This is a genomic window from Saccharopolyspora sp. MMCC62 (assembly GCF_057736575.1).
Genome location: NZ_JBYKCM010000006.1, coordinates 376153 through 393229, shown reverse-complemented (window position 1 = coordinate 393229; position 17077 = coordinate 376153). Strand labels below are relative to the sequence as shown.

The 17077-nt window shown below is 72.9% G+C and carries 14 protein-coding genes; 6 read left to right on the top strand and 8 right to left on the bottom strand.

Going from position 1 to position 17077, the window contains the following annotated elements; all coding sequences use genetic code 11:
* Positions 1–4 precede the first annotated feature (4 nt).
* Positions 5–928 carry a sugar-binding transcriptional regulator gene (locus tag AC29IT_RS17240; RefSeq protein ID WP_358435689.1) on the bottom strand — a complete coding sequence of 308 codons (924 nt, stop codon included), beginning with the start codon at positions 926–928 and terminating at the stop codon, positions 5–7.
* Between the two features lie 574 nt (positions 929–1502).
* Between AC29IT_RS17240 and AC29IT_RS17235 the strand changes: the two genes are divergently transcribed.
* The 4 genes from AC29IT_RS17235 (at position 1503) to AC29IT_RS17220 (ending at position 6747) form a co-directional block, all read left to right on the top strand.
* Positions 1503–2594, top strand: coding sequence for an alcohol dehydrogenase catalytic domain-containing protein (locus AC29IT_RS17235; protein ID WP_358435686.1), 1092 nt, complete (start codon positions 1503–1505; stop codon positions 2592–2594).
* 14 nt (positions 2595–2608) lie between these two features.
* Complete coding sequence (locus AC29IT_RS17230) at positions 2609–3922, top strand: RbtT/DalT/CsbX family MFS transporter (RefSeq protein WP_358435683.1); 1314 nt, start codon at positions 2609–2611, stop codon at positions 3920–3922.
* Positions 3923–4299: 377 nt separating this feature from the next.
* Positions 4300–5532 carry an MFS transporter gene (locus AC29IT_RS17225; protein WP_358435680.1) on the top strand — a complete coding sequence of 411 codons (1233 nt, stop codon included), beginning with the start codon at positions 4300–4302 and terminating at the stop codon, positions 5530–5532.
* A 339-nt stretch (positions 5533–5871) separates the two neighbouring features.
* Positions 5872–6747, top strand: coding sequence for a crotonase/enoyl-CoA hydratase family protein (locus AC29IT_RS17220; protein ID WP_488219400.1), 876 nt, complete (start codon positions 5872–5874; stop codon positions 6745–6747).
* Positions 6748–6753: 6 nt separating this feature from the next.
* On the opposite strand, the gene AC29IT_RS17215 is transcribed toward AC29IT_RS17220, so the two are convergent.
* From AC29IT_RS17215 to AC29IT_RS17195, 5 genes are read right to left on the bottom strand one after another with little or no spacing between them, the layout of a single operon-like run.
* Complete coding sequence (locus AC29IT_RS17215; RefSeq protein WP_358435674.1) at positions 6754–7257, bottom strand: hypothetical protein; 504 nt, start codon at positions 7255–7257, stop codon at positions 6754–6756.
* 37 nt (positions 7258–7294) lie between these two features.
* On the bottom strand, positions 7295–7753 hold the full coding sequence (locus AC29IT_RS17210; protein ID WP_488219399.1) for an alcohol dehydrogenase catalytic domain-containing protein: 459 nt from the start codon (positions 7751–7753) through the stop codon (positions 7295–7297).
* Between the two features lie 47 nt (positions 7754–7800).
* A complete protein-coding gene (locus tag AC29IT_RS17205; RefSeq protein ID WP_488219398.1) occupies positions 7801–9459 on the bottom strand; it encodes an amidohydrolase in 1659 nt (552 codons plus the stop codon).
* Positions 9456–10775: an MFS transporter gene (locus AC29IT_RS17200; protein WP_488219397.1), complete on the bottom strand. Its 1320-nt coding sequence runs from the start codon at positions 10773–10775 to the stop codon at positions 9456–9458. The genes AC29IT_RS17205 and AC29IT_RS17200 overlap by 4 nt, the downstream gene beginning before the upstream one ends.
* A 14-nt stretch (positions 10776–10789) precedes the next feature.
* Positions 10790–11314 (bottom strand): DUF5943 domain-containing protein, encoded by a 525-nt coding sequence (locus tag AC29IT_RS17195; RefSeq protein ID WP_488219396.1) that lies wholly within the window; start codon positions 11312–11314, stop codon positions 10790–10792.
* 66 nt (positions 11315–11380) lie between these two features.
* Here AC29IT_RS17195 and AC29IT_RS17190 point away from each other — a divergent pair, with 66 nt between their 5' ends.
* Both AC29IT_RS17190 and AC29IT_RS17185 read left to right on the top strand, forming a co-directional pair.
* On the top strand, positions 11381–12136 hold the full coding sequence (locus tag AC29IT_RS17190; protein WP_358435662.1) for a GntR family transcriptional regulator: 756 nt from the start codon (positions 11381–11383) through the stop codon (positions 12134–12136).
* A gap of 110 nt (positions 12137–12246) precedes the next feature.
* Entirely contained in the window at positions 12247–14589 is a 2343-nt protein-coding gene (locus AC29IT_RS17185) for a penicillin acylase family protein (protein ID WP_488219395.1), read from the top strand.
* A 16-nt stretch (positions 14590–14605) separates the two neighbouring features.
* Here AC29IT_RS17185 and AC29IT_RS17180 read toward each other — a convergent pair whose 3' ends face one another.
* Together AC29IT_RS17180 and AC29IT_RS17175 are read right to left on the bottom strand one after the other, a co-directional pair.
* Positions 14606–15175 carry an RNA polymerase sigma factor gene (locus AC29IT_RS17180; RefSeq protein ID WP_488219394.1) on the bottom strand — a complete coding sequence of 190 codons (570 nt, stop codon included), beginning with the start codon at positions 15173–15175 and terminating at the stop codon, positions 14606–14608.
* 5 nt (positions 15176–15180) lie between these two features.
* The gene (locus tag AC29IT_RS17175; protein WP_488219393.1) at positions 15181–16425 is read right to left on the bottom strand and encodes a phthiocerol/phthiodiolone dimycocerosyl transferase family protein; all 1245 of its coding nucleotides are present in this window, start codon (positions 16423–16425) and stop codon (positions 15181–15183) included.
* Positions 16426–17077: the final 652 nt, after the last annotated feature.

The window sequence follows — 17077 nt, the reverse complement described above, 5'->3', positions numbered from 1 at the left end:
GCGCTCATCCGAGCGTCAGCAGCTCCTCGGCGGCGGTGGCGTCGGTGACGAGGCCGTGGATCAGGCCGGAGCGGATCGCGGCCAACATCGCCTTGATCTTCGTGGCACCACCGCCGACGGCGATCACCTCCGGAACCTGGCGCAGCAGGTCCGCCGGGATCGCGATGCACCGGTCCTCCAGCCCGGCGACCACGCCGCCCTGCACGTTGAGCAGCGTTCCGCACACCTCGGCCTGCACGCCCTTGGCGAGCAGCGCCCGCCGCTCCTCCACCGGCAGCGAGTCGTGCATCTTCGAATCCGGCGGATCCCAGCTGCCGACGCCGACGACCGCGCGGGTCACCGTCCGGTGCAGCTCCAGCGCCCGGGCGATGCCGGGCTGGCTGCGCAGCCCGCGGGCCGTGGTGGTGTCGGCGACGACGAACGGCGCGTAGATCGGGCTGGCCGGGCCGCCGTTGACCGCGGACACCTGCCGCACCAGCTCGACGGTGTTCTCCGAGACCGACCCCGCGACCCCGGTCAGCTGGACCACCGGGCAGGTCGCCAGCCGGGTCAGCGACTCGGGGATCGAACCGAGCGTGCGGCCCCAGGCGACGCCGAGGCAGTCGTCCTCGGTCACCACGTCGCCGAGCAGGTCGGCGGCGACCTTGCCGAGCTGCCGCCTGCGCGTGGCCGGGTCGTCGGCGGTCACCACCGCCAGCGCTCGTTTGAGCCCGAAGTGGCGGCGCAGCCGGTCCGAGAGCCCGGCGTCCACGCCGGACGGGAGCTCGACGGTGATCCGCACGATCCCCTCCGCGTGCGCGGCTTCGAGCAGCCGTGCGACTTGGAACCGCGACAGCGCGAGATCCTCCGCGATCTGCGATTTCGTCCGCTTCTCGAAGTAGTGCTTCGTCGCGACGAGCGCGGCCAGCATCTGGCGCTCGGGACCCACCTGGTCTCCCCACTGGCGCAGTGGCCGCTCATTTGAGCGGCCGGTGTTGACTTTTGAGCGGGACGGGCTCGAAGGTAGCACCTCGTCGACATCGGGGTCCGACGCGCGAGGAGAGCAGTGCACGGCAACGCGACAGGACCGGCTCACCGGAGCCGGACCGGGCGGCAGGGACGAACCACCGCCTCCGGTCGACGCTGCCCGGCCCCTCGCAGCGAGCTCGACCCGGCCTACGAGCGCTCGGCTGATCGGCGCCTCGCCGGCCCGGCACGGCCGGGTCATCCCCGTACCCCGCTGCCCCGCACCGGCCCACCGGGCGGGGCGGCGACGACGAGCCTGCGGAACCGACCGGCTCGGGACGGCGCCGGAGGAGCGGACTCCGCGCCGAGTCCGCCCGTCCGGCCCGCCCCGGCCGCGCCGGTCTCCGCTCCCCCGTTGGCCCACGGCCCGCTGGGCGCGCGCGGTGGCGGAGTGCACCTCGCCCCCGCGTGCAGCAGCCTGCCCCTGGCAACGGAGCTGATCCGCCCCCTCCGGCGGGCGGATCGATGAACGAGAAGTGGAACCACTGGAGGCAAAGGTGCCGAACCCCATTCCCAGCCGGATGTCGGCTGTCGTCGTCCACGGCCCGGAGGACTACCGCCTGGAAGAGGTGGACGTCCCCGCACCGGCCGCGGGCGAATTGTTGATCGAAGTGGAAGCGGTCGGCGTCTGCGCGAGCGACCTGAAGTGCTACCACGGCGCCGCGAAGTTCTGGGGCGACGAGAACCGCCCCGCCTGGGCGCAGAAGGGGATCATCCCCGGCCACGAGTTCGTCGGCACCGTCGTGTCCGGTGATCAGGAGGCGCTGCAGCACCACAAGGTCGAGGTCGGCGACCGGATCGCCTGCGAGCAGATCGTGCCCTGCGAGGAGTGCCGGTACTGCCGCCGCGGCGAGTACTGGATGTGCGGGCCGCACGACATGTTCGGCTTCCGCAATTACCACGGCGCCATGGCCCAGTACACGCTGGTGCCGAAGAAGGCCCGCGCGCACAAGGTCTCGCACGACCTGAAGCCGGAGCACGCCGCCTACGCCGAACCGCTGTCCTGCGCGCTGCACGCGGTGGAGCGCGCCGACATCAAGTTCGGCGACGTGGTCGTCGTCGCGGGCTGCGGCCCCATCGGCCTCGGCCTCATCTCCGGTGCGCGGCAGAAGAACCCGATGACGCTGGTCGCGCTCGACCTCGACGACGACAAGCTCGAACTGGGCCGCCGCTGCGGCGCCGACGTCACGTTCAACCCGCTGAAGGACGACGTGGTCGCCAAGGTCGCCGAGCTGACCGAGGGCTACGGTGCCGACGTCTACTTGGAGGGCACCGGCGCCACCCCGGCGGTCGGGCAGGGGCTGAACCTGCTGCGCAAGCTCGGGACCTACGTGGAGTACTCGGTGTTCGGCTCGGACGTGACGGTCGACTGGTCGATCATCTCCGACGACAAGGAGCTCAACGTCCTCGGCGCGCACCTCGGGCCGAACTGCTGGCCCGCGGCGATCAAGCTGCTGGAGCAGGGCAAGATCCCGGTCGACGAGATCTGCACCCACCAGGTCGGATTGAGCGAATTCCAGCAGGCCCTCGACCTGGTCGCCGACACCTCGGGTGCGTCGGTCAAGGTCTCGATCCTGCCCAACGCGTGAAGGGCGGGACTGACATGACCACCACCGAGACCACCGGCGCGCGGCGCGAGACCTTCCTCGACCGGGTCGGCATCCCGCACTCGCTGCGCTGGGGATTCTTCGCCGTGCTCGTCTTCATGACCGGCAACGGCACCGAGACCAACTTCATCTCGCCGCACATCGAGACCGTGCTCGACAGCCCCGCCACCACGGTCAGCACGATCATCTCCATGTACGGCGTGTCCGTGCTGGTGGGCAGCTACCTGTCCGGCGTGCTGGCCGACCTGTGGGGGCCGCGCCGCGTGATGCAGCTCGGCGCCGCCGTGTGGGTGGTGTTCGAGGCGCTGTTCCTGGTCGCGCTCGGCACCGGCAGCATGCCGCTGGTGTTCCTGACCTACTTCCTGCGCGGGTTCGGCTATCCGCTGTTCGCGTTCGCTTTCCTGGTGTGGGTCAACGTGGTCACGCCGGTGGAGCGCAACGGCAAGGCCGTCGGCTGGTTCTACGTGATGTTCACCGGTGGCCTGCCGACGCTGGGGTCGCTCTACGCGCTGGGCATGATCCCCGTCTTCGGCGGCGGCACCGGCGGTGAGACCGGGGCGATGATCGCCTCCATCGCCCTCGTGGTGATCGGCTTCCTGATCGCGCAGTTCGCGGTGCACGAACCGCACGGTGACCGCCGCGTCGCCGCCGCGGAGCTGTCCACCGGCGAGGTGCTGACCGCGGGCCTGCGGCTCACCGCGCGGCGGCCGAAGATCCTGATGGGCTTCCTGGTGCGGCTGATCAACACCGCGCCGCAGTACGGCATGTTCATCATCCTGCCGACGGTCATCGCCGACGAGCTCGGCTGGGGCCAGTCGCGCTGGCTGGTCATGACCACGCTGGTCTACGCGTCGAACATCCTGCTCAACGCCGTGTTCGGCGCCATCGGCGACAAGTGGGGCTGGCGGCGCACCGTGCAGTGGTTCGGCGTCTTCGGCTCCGCGCTCGGCCTGCTCGCCTGGTGGTACGTGGCGCACCTGGTCCCCGCCGGTTCGGCGTGGGGCTTCTGGGCCGCGACCGCCGCGGGCTGCGTGTTCGGCGCGCTGCTCGCCGGGTTCGTGCCGATGGGCGCGATCATGCCCGCGCTCGCCCCCGAGCAGAAGGGCGCCGCGATGGCCATGTACACGACCGCGGCCGGCGGTGCGGCGTTCCTCGGTGCGGCCGTCCCGGCCGTCGTGCTCGCCATCGGGCTCGGCAACGCCGGCGTGGTGTGGGCGTTCGTCCTGCTCTACGTGGCCGCGTTCATCATGGTCGGCTACCTGAAGGTGCCGGAGGACGAGAACCGGCGGGCGGTGGCCGCGAGCCACTGACCGATCCCGCTCGACCGACGCAGGTCCGCCCGTGCTGCACGGGCGGACCTGCTCGTGTTCGGGGGTCGTGCTGGGCGACTCACGCTCGGCGGCCCGCGCTCAGCGGCCCACGCCCAGCGGCCCACGCCCAGCGGCCCACGCCCAGCGGCCCGCGCCCAGCGGCTCACGCTCGGCGGTTCGCTCTGGCGGATCGTGCTGGGCGGCCGCTCCGGCAGCTCGCACCGGCGGCTCGCGCTGGACGGCTCGTCTTCGGCGGCGGCAGCGCCTCGGCACCGTCCACATCGGCCGGACGGGTGTCCGGGATCACGCGCGGCGACGGGAGTTCGGGCGGGGATTCCGCTTGACCATGCCGCGACGGCCGGGGATGTGCTGGGCGCATGCCGCTCACCGCCGCCACCTACCTCGCTTCGCACCTGCTGAGCCTGCTCGGCAACGGGATCGCCGCGGTCGCGCTGCCGCTGATCGTGCTGCAGACGACCGGGAGCCCGCTGGGCACCGCGGTGCTCGCGGGCGCGACCGCCGTCCCGGCCGTGCTCGTCGGACTGCTCGGCGGGGTGGTGGTCGACCGGATCAACCGGCGCACCGCCTCCGCGGTCGCCGACCTCGTCTCCGCGGTCTCGGTCGCCGCGCTGCCGCTGGTCGACCTGGGGTGGGGCCTGAACCTGACCTGGTTCGTGGTGCTGGGCATCGTCGGCTCGTTCGGGGACGTGCCGGGCACGACGGCGCGGGAAGTGCTCGCGCCGGTGGTGGCCAGGCACGCCGGGATCGACATGGCCCGGCTGATCGGGCTGCGCCAGGCCGCGAGCTCCGCGGCCCTGGTGATCGGCCCGGCCGCGGCGGGCCTGCTGCTCGCCGCCTTCGACCCCACCTCGGTGCTGTGGATCACCGCGGGCACGTCCGCGCTGGCGGCGCTGCTGACGCGGACGTTGCCGCGCCACCTCGGCGAGGTCGAGGGCACCGCGGCGCCGCGCCGATCGGTGCTGCGCGAGCTGGGCGAAGGGTTCGCGGTGGTGGGGCGCAGCCGGTTCCTGCTCGGCACGTCCGGGCTCGTCGTCGGCCTGGCCGTGGCGCTCGGCGGGCTGCAGGGCATGGTGCTGCCGCTGTACTTCGACCTGATCGCCCGGCCCGACCTGCTCGGGCTCGTGCTCACCGCGCTCGCCGCCGGGATGCTGGGCGGTGCGGCGCTCTACAGCGGCGTCGGCGGCCGGTGGTCGACGCGGACGTGGCTGGCGGCCGGATTCGCCGGGACCACCGCGGGATTCCTGCTGATGGCGTCGCTGCTCTCCCCCGCCGTGGTGTTCGCCGGAGCCGCCGCGCTCGGCCTCGGCAACTCGGTGGTCGGCGCGGTCACCGGGGTGCTGCAGGTCGAGCGGACCAGCAGCGCGGTGCGCGGCCGGGTGCTGAGCTTCAAGACCACGCTGCTCACGATCGCCGCGCCCGCGGGCATCGGGTTGGCCGGGGTCGTCGCGGAGTTCGGGTCGCCGGTCCTCGCCGGGTTCAGCGTCGCCGCCGTGTGGGTCCTGGTGCTGCTCGCGGTGCTGGGCAGCCGCGCCTTGGCCGAGCAGGTACCCACCGCCCCGGTGGCCGAGCCTGTCGTTGCCCAGGGCTGACTTGCTGTCTCTCCACTTCTGTTGCGGTGGCGGAACCTCAGCGGTTCCCCCGCTGCCCGCTTTCTCGGTGTGGCCGCGATTTCTCCTGCACCAAGCCCGTGCACAGCGAAATCGCCGTCCTCGCGAGGGGACCGCTGAGAACCCGCTGGTGGTCCGTTTGGTGGTCGGCGGCGCAGCGGCTCCGCCGCTGACAGGACCCGCCGGGCAGGGCCGGAGACCCGCAGTGCGGCCGCGGGTGCACCGGCCGGCTGGAGCGTGTGGTGGGCTGGCGGTCGCCGCCCGCTGCCCAGCCGCGGGCGGCGAGGCGATCACACCGGCGTGACCAGGAGGAACCGAACCATGCAGACCATCCGCCACGACGTCACCGACGGCGTCCTCGTCGTCACGCTGGACCGCCCGGACCAGCTCAACGCGTTCACCGTCACGATGGCCGACGAGCTGGAGGACACCTTCGTCCGGGCGAACGCCGACGACTCGGTGCGCGCGGTCGTCGTCACCGGCGCCGGTCGCGCCTTCTGCGCGGGCATGGACCTCAGCGCCGAGGGCAACGTGTTCGGCCTCGACGAGTCGAAGGAGCCGACGCTCGCGGACCTGGCGGACCTGTCCGATCCGGAGCTGCACCGCGTCCGCGACACCGGCGGCCGCGTCACGCTCGCCGTGCACGACTGCGCCAAGCCCGTCATCGCCGCCATCAACGGTGCGGCCGTCGGCATCGGTGCGACCATGACGCTGGCGATGGACGCCCGGCTGATGTCGAGCCGCGCCCGCTTCGGCCTCGTGTTCGGGCGGCTCGGGATCGTGCCGGAGGCCGCGTCCTCCTGGTTCCTGCCGCGCATCGTCGGGCTTCCCCGGGCGCTGGACCTGGCCTACCGGGCGGACATCCTCGACGCGGCGGCCGCCGCGGAAGCGGGCCTCGCGAACAGCGTGCACGAACCGGAGGCGCTGCTCGACGAGGCGCTGCGGCTCGCCGACGCCTGGACCCGGGACCGCTCCCCCGTCGCGACCGCGCTGACCCGCCAGCTGATGCGCCGCGGCAGCGCCGCCCCGCACCCGCGCGACGCGCACCGGGTCGACTCGCTCGCGATGTTCTACACGAGCACCGGCGACGGCGCCGAAGGCGTCGCCGCGTTCCGGGAGAAGCGCACGCCCGACTTCCAGGGCAAGGCCTCCGACCTCCCCGCCTTCTACGCGGAATGGCTCGACGAGCAGCGGTGATCCGGGTCAGCCGTTCCGGACGAGACCGCGTTCGTCGTGGGTGACGGCGGGCCAGGGGCGGCGGGAGCGGTCCAGGGCGCGGCCGAGCACGTCGAGGACGTCGTCCAGTTCCGCGTCCACGTCCTCCTGGTCCACCGCCAGATCCGGTTCGGCGGTGCGCCGGAGGAACGCGGGCAGGTCCCGGAGGCGGTCCCGCAGCCAGGCGATCGGGTCGGCGGTGAGCTCGGCGTCGAAGACCCGGTCGCCGGGCTCGCCGTCCTCGACGCGCGGGTGCCAGTGGATGCGGTCGGCGCGGCCGGGGCCGGACTCCAGCAGGTCGAGGCGGCAGAACGCGGGCCGCACCGTCCACGGGTCGGAGGCGTAGATGCTGCCCTCGCGGTGCTCGTCGACCGCGCGGAACTCGATGCGCACCCCGCGTTCCCGCACGTCCGGTCCGGTCTCGGCGGGGTCGCGGAAGTCGACCTCCTCCGCGGTGATCGCCAGTGGTCCGAACTTCCAGGCCGTGAGCATCCCGGTTCCTCCTCTCGTGGTGCCGCGGCGGATCGTCCTACGGACGTGCGCCGTCGTGTCGCAGCACGACCTTGCCGCACGAGTCCGGTTCGGCCAACCGCGCGGCGGCGCGCTCGGCCTCGTCGAAGCCGAAGGCCGAGTCGACGACGGCGTGCAGCCTCGGCAGGCCCGCCGCACGCACCAGGTCGTCCGCGTCCGGCACCGGCAGCGCCGACCGGTGGTCGACGGCGACCAGTTCGGCGCACGCCCCACCGGTCTGCGCCATCACCGGCTGCCCGACGTCGACGCCGCGCACCTGGGCACCGACGGCGACGACGTGACCGGCCATCTCGAAACCCACCCGGTCCGCGGGCACCCGCCAGTCCGCGCTGTCCGGCACGTAGTCGCCGCGGCGCATCAGCAGGTCCGCCCGGTTCAGCCCGGCCGCCACCACCCGGACCAGCAGATCCGCCGGTCCGATCACCGGTTCCGGGCCGTCGGTGAGCTGCCACTGCACCGGTTCTCCCGCGCTGACCACCATTCGCACCACGCCGGTATCACGCGCTAGGCGCGGTGCAGGACGCCGGAGCGGGCGGTCCCCCAGATCGGGATGTCGCGCAGTTCCCGCGGATCCACCTCGTAGGGGTCCTCGTCGAGGACGGCGAAGTCGGCGTGCTTGCCGGGTTCGAGGCTCCCCGCGGTGCGTTCCATGCCCAGCACGTGCGCGGCGTCCACGGTGATCGCCCGCAGCGCCCGGTCGACGCCGATGCGCTCCCCGGGGGCGAGCACGGTCTCGCCGTCCGCGCCGAGCCGGTTCACCGCGACCCACGCGGCGGTCAGCGGGTGCATCGGCACGGCGACCAGCGCGAAGTCCGAGTGCAGGGCGAAGGTGACGCCTTCGCGTTCCAGCGAACCGAGGCGGCCGACGGCTTCGGAGCGGTCCGGCCCGTAGCCCTCGTGGCTGTGCACGTGGCTGCGGTAGTGCACGAAGTAGCAGTTGACGCTGGCCTGCGCCCCGAGCGCCTTCACCCGGCGCGCCTGGTCCGGCGTGCTGATGCAGTAGTGCTCCAGGGTGAACCGGTGGTCGAAGCGGGGCCGCCGCTCCTGCAGCTTCGCCAGCGCGTCGAGCGCGGCGTCGATGCTCTCGTCCCCGTTGGCGTGGCAGTGGATCGGGATGCCCGCCTCCCAGAACGGCAGCATCCGCTCGTGCAGCACGTCCCACGGCACGTCGTTGCGCACCCCGTTGCTCAGGTCGAGGTAGCCGGGGAAGCGGACCCGCAGCGACATGGCCGGGAACGAGCCGTCGGCGAGGAACTTGACGCCGCGGAAGAACAACGTCTCGCTGTTGCGCTCGTGCAGCCGCGCCAGGTGCTGCGCCGCGCCGGGGCCGTGCTCGTCGTGCAGCGTCATCTCGGAGGACACCAGGCCCATCCGCAGCGGGGTCGCCGGATCGTTGAACGCGGCGTCGTGGATGCGCCACTCGTGCTCGGGGTCGGTGAGGCCGAACAGCAGTTCCGCGGTGGTGGTGACGCCGGAGCGCACCGCGATCGCGGCCATGTCCCGCAGGCCCCGCTCGCCGGTGTCGGCGACGAGGTCGGCGGCCGAGCGCCCCACGGCGGCCTTGTGCGCGGCGAATTCGATGAACTGCCCGTTGAGCCTGCCGTCGGGGTAGCGCATCACGCCGTGGACGGTGCTGTCCTCGGTGACGCGGGTGGTGCGCAGTGCGGCGCTGTTGGCGTAGAGGTAGTGCGGGGCGAGGGAGATGATGAACACCGGCCGCCCCGGCACGACCTGGTCGAGTTCGTCGCGGTGCAGGTGCCCGCCCTGCACCGCCGGGTCGAAGCCCCAGGCGACGAGCGCCTCGCCCGCGGGGGTGCGGGCGTCGAGCGCGCGCAGCTCCGCCAGCACGCTGTCCCGGGTCGGATGTCCGGGGTTGGTGCCGCACGGGCCGGGCGACTCGATCGGTCCGAGGTACGGGACGCCGAGGTATCCGGAGGACATCGCGAAGTGGGTGTGCGGGTCGATGAACCCGGGCATGATCACCTTGTCCCGCAGGCTGTCGTCCACTTCGTAACCGTGCCGGTCCAGCCACGGCTTCATGGATTCGATGCTGCCGGTGGAGAGCACGCGCCCGTCCAGCACGGCGACCGCAGGCGCGGTGGGACGGCCGGGGTCCATGGTCAGCACGCGCTTGGCGGGGAAAACCGTGATCTTCGCGGTCATGAGGTGCACGCTCCTCTGCTGGACGCGGGGTCGGTCTCGGACAGCGGTCGGCGGGAGGTCTCCGGCAGGGTCCACGCGGCGACGAGCGCGATGAGCGACGCGCCCACCAGGTAGTAGGCCGGGGCGAGCGGGTCGCCGGTGACCTCGATCAGGAAGGTCGCGATGAACGGCGCGGTGCCGCCGAACACGGCGTAGGCGAGGTTGTAGGTCAGCGCCGAGGCGGTGTACCGCACCCGGGTGGGGAACAGTTCGACGAGCAGCACCGCGGTCACCACGTTGCAGGACACGACGCCCAGCGCCAGCAGCAGCTGCCCGCCGATCGCGGGCACCACCCCGGCACCGCCCGCGAGCAGGAACGCGGGCACCGCCCCGACCACGAGCAGCCCGGCGGCGGCGGCCATGGTGGTCTTGCGCCCGAACCGGTCGGAGAGGCGGCCGACGACGGGGCACAGCGCCGCGGCGAACAGCAGCGCGACCACGTTGGACAGCAGGGTGGTGTGCGCGTCGTGCCCGGTGAGGACCTTCAGGTAGGTCGTCATGTAGGTGGTGAACATGTAGAACGACAGCGCTGTGGTGCAGATGAACAGCCCGAGTTCGAGCATCGTCCGCCCGTGCGAGCGCAGCGCCTCCCGGACCGGTGCGGGGGCGACCTCGTCCTGCTCGGCGACGTGCTGGAAGTCCGGCGTCTCCGCCAGCTTCTGCCGGATGTAGAAGCCGCAGACGCCGAGCGGGGCGGCGATGAGGAACGGCAACCGCCAGCCCCACTCGGTCATCGCGGCCGCGCCGAGCGCCCCGCTGCAGGCGAAGGACACCACGGCGGCCAGGCCGAACGCCGCGAACGTGCTCACCGGCAGGAAGCTGGAGTACCAGGCGCGGCGTTCCCGGCGGCAGTGCTCCAGCACGAACGCGCAGGCCCCCGCGTACTCGCCGCCGCTGGAGAAGCCCTGCACGCATCGGATGAGCACGAGCAGGATCGGCGCGGCCACCCCGATCGCGGCGTAGGACGGCAGGACGCCGAGCGCGACGGTGGCACCGCCCATGAGCAGGATCGTGATCGCCAGCACCCGCTTGCGGCCGACGCGGTCGCCGAGCGCTCCGAAGTACGCGCCGCCGAGGGGCCGCAGCGCGAACGCGACCGCGAACGCGGCGAACGTCTTGAGCAACCCGGCCGTGGCGTCGCCGCTGGGGAAGAAGTTGGTCGCGATCTCGGTGGCCAGGAACCCGTAGAGCGCGAAGTCGAACCATTCGACGAAGTTCCCGATGGAGGCCGCGCGGATGACCTTGCGCAGTTCCGTCGCTTCGTGGTCTTTCGTCATGACACCTACCGGGGTCAGTCGCTGCGGAAGAGGCATTCGTCGGCGGCGATCCCGCACCGGATCTCGCGCACGGTCACGGGTTGCGGGCGGCCGGAGGCGTGCTGCAGCGCGCCTTCCAGCCACGCTTCGAACAGGTAGCAGGCTCGGTCCACGGAGCGGACCGAACCGGCGACGGGCAGCAGGGCGGAGTGCTCGACGCGCACGCACAGCTTGCCGCGCACGGGGTCGAGCAGGTCGATCGCGAAGCGGCCCCAGCCGCGGCGGGTGAGCTGGTCCAGGTAGTGCTCGACGGTCGCGGTCCCGGACAGCCCGAGCCGCGCCGATTCGTGCTCGCACCAGTGCCGCGCCGAGCGCCTGCCCGCGTCCCGGTACAGCTGACCGGCCTCGTCGCGGCCGACCCGGGCTTCCACCGCGTCGAGGTTGTTCACCAGCAGGTGCTGGGGCACCAGCACCATCGGCAGTCCCCCGACCTCCCACCGCCCGGACACCGGGTCGATCTCGACCGGAACCGGTGGTTCGAACTCGCCGTGGTTCTGCATGCAGAGATAATACAAAGACTCCTCCGCAGGTCAAGGGTCGTCGATCGATGTGCCAGGATGGTCGACATGGGACGGCGGCAGCGGACGCAGATGGAGCGCGCGTACTCGGAGGTCAAGGCTCGGTACATGACGCTGCGCCTCACCCCCGGCGAGTGGATCGACGACGTGGCGCTCAGCCAGGAGCTCGGCCTGAGCCGCACGCCGATGCGCGAAGCGCTCTTCCTCATCGCCTCCGAAGGGCTCATCCGCGCCCAGCCCGGCGGCGGGTTCACCGTGCGGCCGCTGGACCTCGCCGGCATCAGCGGCCTGTTCGAGGCGCACATCGTCACCGCGAAGGCGATCGCGCGGCTGGTCGCCAACCGCGCCACCCCGGCCGAGATCGCCGAGCTCCGCGCCGCGGGCGCGGCCGTCGACGACGCCATCGGGCGCCGGGACGCACCGGACATCGCCGCGGCCAACGCCGCGCTGCACCACCTCGAAGCGCGCATCGCCCGCAACGAGTACCTCTCGGCGCTGGCCGCGCGCATCCACGACGAGGGTCAGCGGCTGGGCTACCTGGCGTTCGGCGGCGCCGAGGACTGGAACGCCCGCCGCCTCGACGACCACTTCGAACGGGTCAGCCACGACCACTCCGCGCTCATCGACGCCTACGAGGCGCGGGACCCCGACGTCGCGGAAACCGTTGCAGTGGCCCACGTCCGGCTGTTCCGGGAACGAATCCTCACCTACATCGCCGCCAGCGGCGCCGACGACGTGGACCTCTCCGGCGATCTGCTGGCCTCGGTCCGGCTCGGCACCGCCGACGTGCGCGACGCCCGCTAGCCGAACCGGCGGTGCCCGACCGGCCGGACGGGCGCACTTCTCCACCCGCGCGGACATCCGTCGTGCTGCTCTACTCGTCGGGACATCGGCGACGAGGCTGGAGGCGACGCGTGGCAGCGCAGGGGCAGGAACAGGGGCACGACCGGACGGCGTACTCGATCCCGGGCCTGACCGGGCCGGTGGAGATCGTCATCGATCGCTGGGGCGTTCCGCACATCTACGCCGACGACACCTACGACGCGTTCCGCGCGCAGGGGTTCAACGCGGCGCGGGACCGGCTGTGGCAGATCGACTTCTGGCGGCGCCGCGGGCTGGGGCGGCTCGCCGAGGTCTTCGGACCGGAGCACGTGGAGCGGGACCGCGCGGCCCGGTTGTTCCTGTACCGCGGGGACATGCGGCGGGAATGGATCTCCTACGGCTCCGACACCAAGCGCGCCGTGACCGCGTTCGTCGAGGGCATCAACGCGTTCGTCGAGCTCACCCGGCACGACCCCGAGCTGCTGCCGGTCGAGTTCCGCGAACTGGGGTACGCACCCGCGCGGTGGGAACCCGAGGACGTCCCCCGGATCCGCAGCCACGGCCTCTTCCAGAACCTGCGCGAGGAGGTGGCGCGCGCCAGGACGCTGCGGGACCTGCCGCCGGAGGTGGAGGAGCTGCGGCGACGCCGCGAACCGGCCCGGGACCTGACGATCCCGGAGGGGCTCGACCTCGACCTCATCCCGGACGACGTGCTGGCGGTGTACGACCTGGCCACCACCCCACCCGTCTTCGGGCCGCCCGACCCGGCGAACCCGCTTCCGCCGGAAGGCAGCAACAACTGGGTCCTCGCCGGGTCCCGGACCCGCTCCGGGCGGCCGCTGCTGGCGAACGATCCGCACCGCGCCGCCGCATCGCTGCCCGGGCTGCGCTACCTCACCCACCTGTCCGCCCCCGGGTTCGACGTGATCGGCGGCGGCGAACCGGCGCTGCCGGGCGTGTCCATCGGGCACAACGGGCGGATCGCGTTCGGCCTCACCATCTTCGCGATCGACCAAGAGGACCTGTACGTCTACGAGACCGCGCCCGACGACCCGCACTCCTACCGGTACCAGGACCGCTGGGAACCGATGCGGCGGCTCATCGAGACGATCGCGGTGCACGGCGGCGAACCCGTCGAGGTGGAGCTGCTGTTCACCCGGCACGGACCGGTCATCCACCAGGACCCGGCTCGCCGCACCGCGTTCGCGGTGCGCGCCGCCTGGCTGGAGCCCGGGATGGCGCCGTACCTCGGCAGCATGGACTACATGCGGGCCCGCGACCACGACGAGTTCCTCGCCGCGATGAACCGCTGGGGCGCGCCGGCGGAGAACCAGGTCTACGCGGACACGAACGGCACCATCGCCTGGAAGGCGGGTGGCATGGCACCGGTCCGGCCGAACTGGGACGGCACGCTGCCGGTGCCCGGCGACGGCCGGTACGAGTGGGACGGCTTCTACGACGCCGACCAGCTGCCCGGCGTGGTGAACCCGGAGCAGGACTACCTGGTGACCGCGAACGAGTGCAACCTGCCCGCCGACTTCCCGCCAGACCGGCACCTGAGCTACGACTGGTCATCCCCGGCCCGGCGGCACCGCCTCGACGAGGTGCTGCCCCGCACCACCGACGCGACCCCGGCGGACATGGTGGTGCTGCAGAACGACTTCTCCAGCGTGCCCGCCCGGCGCATCCTCGCCGTGCTGCGGCGGCTGGACGTCCCGGCGGGCACCGACGGGCTGGCCCTGCTGCGGGACTGGGACGGCGAGCTGGCCGCGGATTCGGTGGCGGCCACCCTGTTCGAGGTCTGGTATCGGCGGCACCTGCGCCCCGCGCTGCTGACCCGGGCCGTGCGGCGGCACGTGGGCGCCGACGCCGCGGCGGAGGTGGCGCGCCGCATCTCCCCCTTCGAGGACGTGTCCACCGACTCCCGGATCGACCTGGAACTGCTGGAGGAACCGGGCGACCGGCTGGGTCCCGACCCGGACGGCTTCCTCGCCGACACCGCGGCGCACACCCTCCCCGCCGCGATCGCCGAGCTCGAAGCGCTGCTCGGCCCGGACCGGTCGGCGTGGCGGTGGGGACGACTGCACGTGGCCCGCGCCCGCCACCCGCTCGCGGCGCTGCTGCCCGGGGTGCCCGCGGACCGGCTCACCGCGGGACCGGAACCGCGCGGCGGCAGCGGCGACACCGTGGGGGCCACCGCGTACGGGCCGGACTTCGTGCAGAACTCCGGGGCGACGTTCCGGATCGTCGTCGACGTCGGGGACTGGGACTCCTCGCTGGCGATGAACGCGCCGGGCCAGTCCGGGCGGCTGGACGATCCGCACGCGACCGACCTGTTCGGGCCGTGGAGCCGCGGCGAAGCGTTCCCGCTGCTCTACAGCCGCGAGCAGGTCGAGGCGGCCGCCGAGCGGACCATCCGGCTCGACCCCGCGTAGCCCCGGAGCGCGCCGATCACCCGCGCGGCCCGGAGGGCCGGCGGCCGAGCGGCCCGGCACCGCGGTCCGAAGTGGACGGTTGCCAGGCCTCGCGGAAGCTGTGGCGGGCCCGGTGCAGCCGGGAGCGGACGGTGCCGACCGGCAGGGACAGCGCTTCGGCCATCTCCGCCTCGTTGAAACCGCACACGCGCAGCGCCAGGACTTCGCGGTGCGGTTTCGCGAGCCGTTCGAGGACGTCGTTGATGTCCACGCGGTCCAACGGGTTCGCCTCGTGCCGCACCTCCACGAGGGTCGAGGTGGTGCCGTCGCCGAAGCGCTTCACCGTGCGGACGGCTTCGCGGACGGTGACCGAGCGGACCCAGCCGTAGAAGGCCGCGGGCTCGCGCAACGTCGCGAGCCCGCGGAAGATCGCCAGCAGCGCCTCCTGCGCCGCGTCGGAGCTGTGGTGGCGGGCCACCGACGAGCACACCCGGGAGACGTAGGGCGTGATGTGGGTGAGCAGTTCGTTCATCGCCCGCCGCTCCCCCGCCTGGGCGCGGGGCAGCAGGGCGGTGACGGTGGACGGGTCCACCCGTGCGGTGCGCATCGCGATCACTCGCTCCTCCCGGACGCGGTCGGAGCGCCGCCGAACCCGGCCGGTGCGCGGGTGGCGAAGGACAGCAGCGCGGAGCGGACGTCGTCGCGGAACCCGCGCACGAACCGCGGCGTGAAGCAGGCGGTGTGGTGCGGCAGCTCGACCGACAGCCTGCCGTCGAACGCGACGACGCAGGCCATCAGCGGGCTGCGCCCGGCCTCCGGGAAGTAGTGCTCGCGAGCGGGCAGCAGCCGGACGTCGGTGACCTCGGCGTCGGCGGGCAACCGCGGCCCTGGCACGACGCCCATGTTGGTGGCGATCACCGTTGCCCGCTGCAGGGCCGGGTTCGCGGGGACGTGCGGGGTGATCCGCAGGTCCCGGAAGTGGTCGCCGCGGCCGATCGCCGCCCGCAGGTGCCCGCTCAACTCGCGCGCGACGGCGACCGGGTCCGGGTCGGCGTCGACGGGCAGCGCGTGCAGGTGGGTGGTCACCGCGGCGGCCAGCACCTCGGGCGAAACCGGCGGGGACAGCCGCGGACGCAGGTCGATCGGCGACAGGCAGCCGAGGACGCGCGAACCGCCGCCGCCGAGGCGGGCGCGGGCCGCGGTCAGCAGCGCCGCCCCGACCAGGCCGTGCACGGTGACGCCGAGACCGCGGGCGGCCGAGCGCAGCCGGGCGGTCTCCACCGCGTCCAGCCGCAGCCGCCGCACCTCGATCCGGCGCTCGGCCGGGTCCGCCGGATCGGCGTCGTAGGCCACCAGTTCGGCCGGGTGGTCCCGGGTCTCGGCGAGCCGGCGCCGCAGGTACCCGGCGGTCTCGGCCGGATCGGCGGGCGGCAGCAGCTCGCTGATCGGCACCGGGACGGGGCGCGGGACCACCGGCCGCCCGGACCCTTCGACGAGCGCGCGGTAGCGGTCCCAGATGGTGTTCTGCAGGGCGATGGCGCTGTGCCCGTCGGTGATCACGTGGTCCACCGACAGGGCGAACAGGTGCCGTCGCCCGCCCGGATCACCGGCGAGGACCGCGCGCACCAGCGGGCCGCCCACCGGAAGCGGGGTGTTCAGCTCGGCCGGGTGCGCCGCGTCCACATCGGAGCGCAGTGCCAGCCGCGGCAGCGCGTCCGCGCCGAGCGGTTCGAGTACGTGACCCGCCGGACCCGCGGCGATCCGGGTGCGCAGGACCGGGTGCTCGGCGACCACCGACTCGAACGCGGCGGCCAGCGCGGCCGAATCGAGCCGCCCCCGCACCGCGCAGAAGAGCACGGCTCTGCTCCGCTGACCGACGTACAACGTTTCCACGGGACACAGCGCGCGTCGCATCGTCCTGCCCTTCCGGATGCTCCCGCACCATTCCGGAGAACGGCCGGTGCTCCTTCGCACACGTGATTCTGCGGCGTGCCGAAATGGTGGCGGTCGAATCGAATCGATTTCGCCGGGCCGCAGCGCGAACAAGGTCAACACACGGAACGCTAGTGTTTTCCCCAAGATCGACTTTTCGGCCGTTCGCCCGCACCTCGCGGAACGCGCTCACCAGAACGTCCGACACTGCGCCGAAATGCGGAGAAGACCGCCGAACAGGCGTCCGCCCGCGCCGCGGGCGACCGACCGAACCCCGGGGAGTTGGCCGATTCGGCGGACCGGTTCGGAATGCGATCGGACTCGCTCCGCGCAAACGGATCAATCGGCACGAGCTAGTTCTTCCACTAGTTCGCCGACGCCTCCGCGACGGTTCGCCGTTGACCATTCCGCGAGATTTCGGGCAGGGTCGTTCCGCAGCGGACCGGCGCGGCGCGGTCTCGCGATTCCCGTTACCGGCGCGCCCGTTCTCCGACGCGACCCGACGTCCGCCGCGGGTGCCGAACCCGCGCCGCCGCCGCTTTCCACGTGCAAGCCGCTCGCCGCCGAGGGTTGGTGC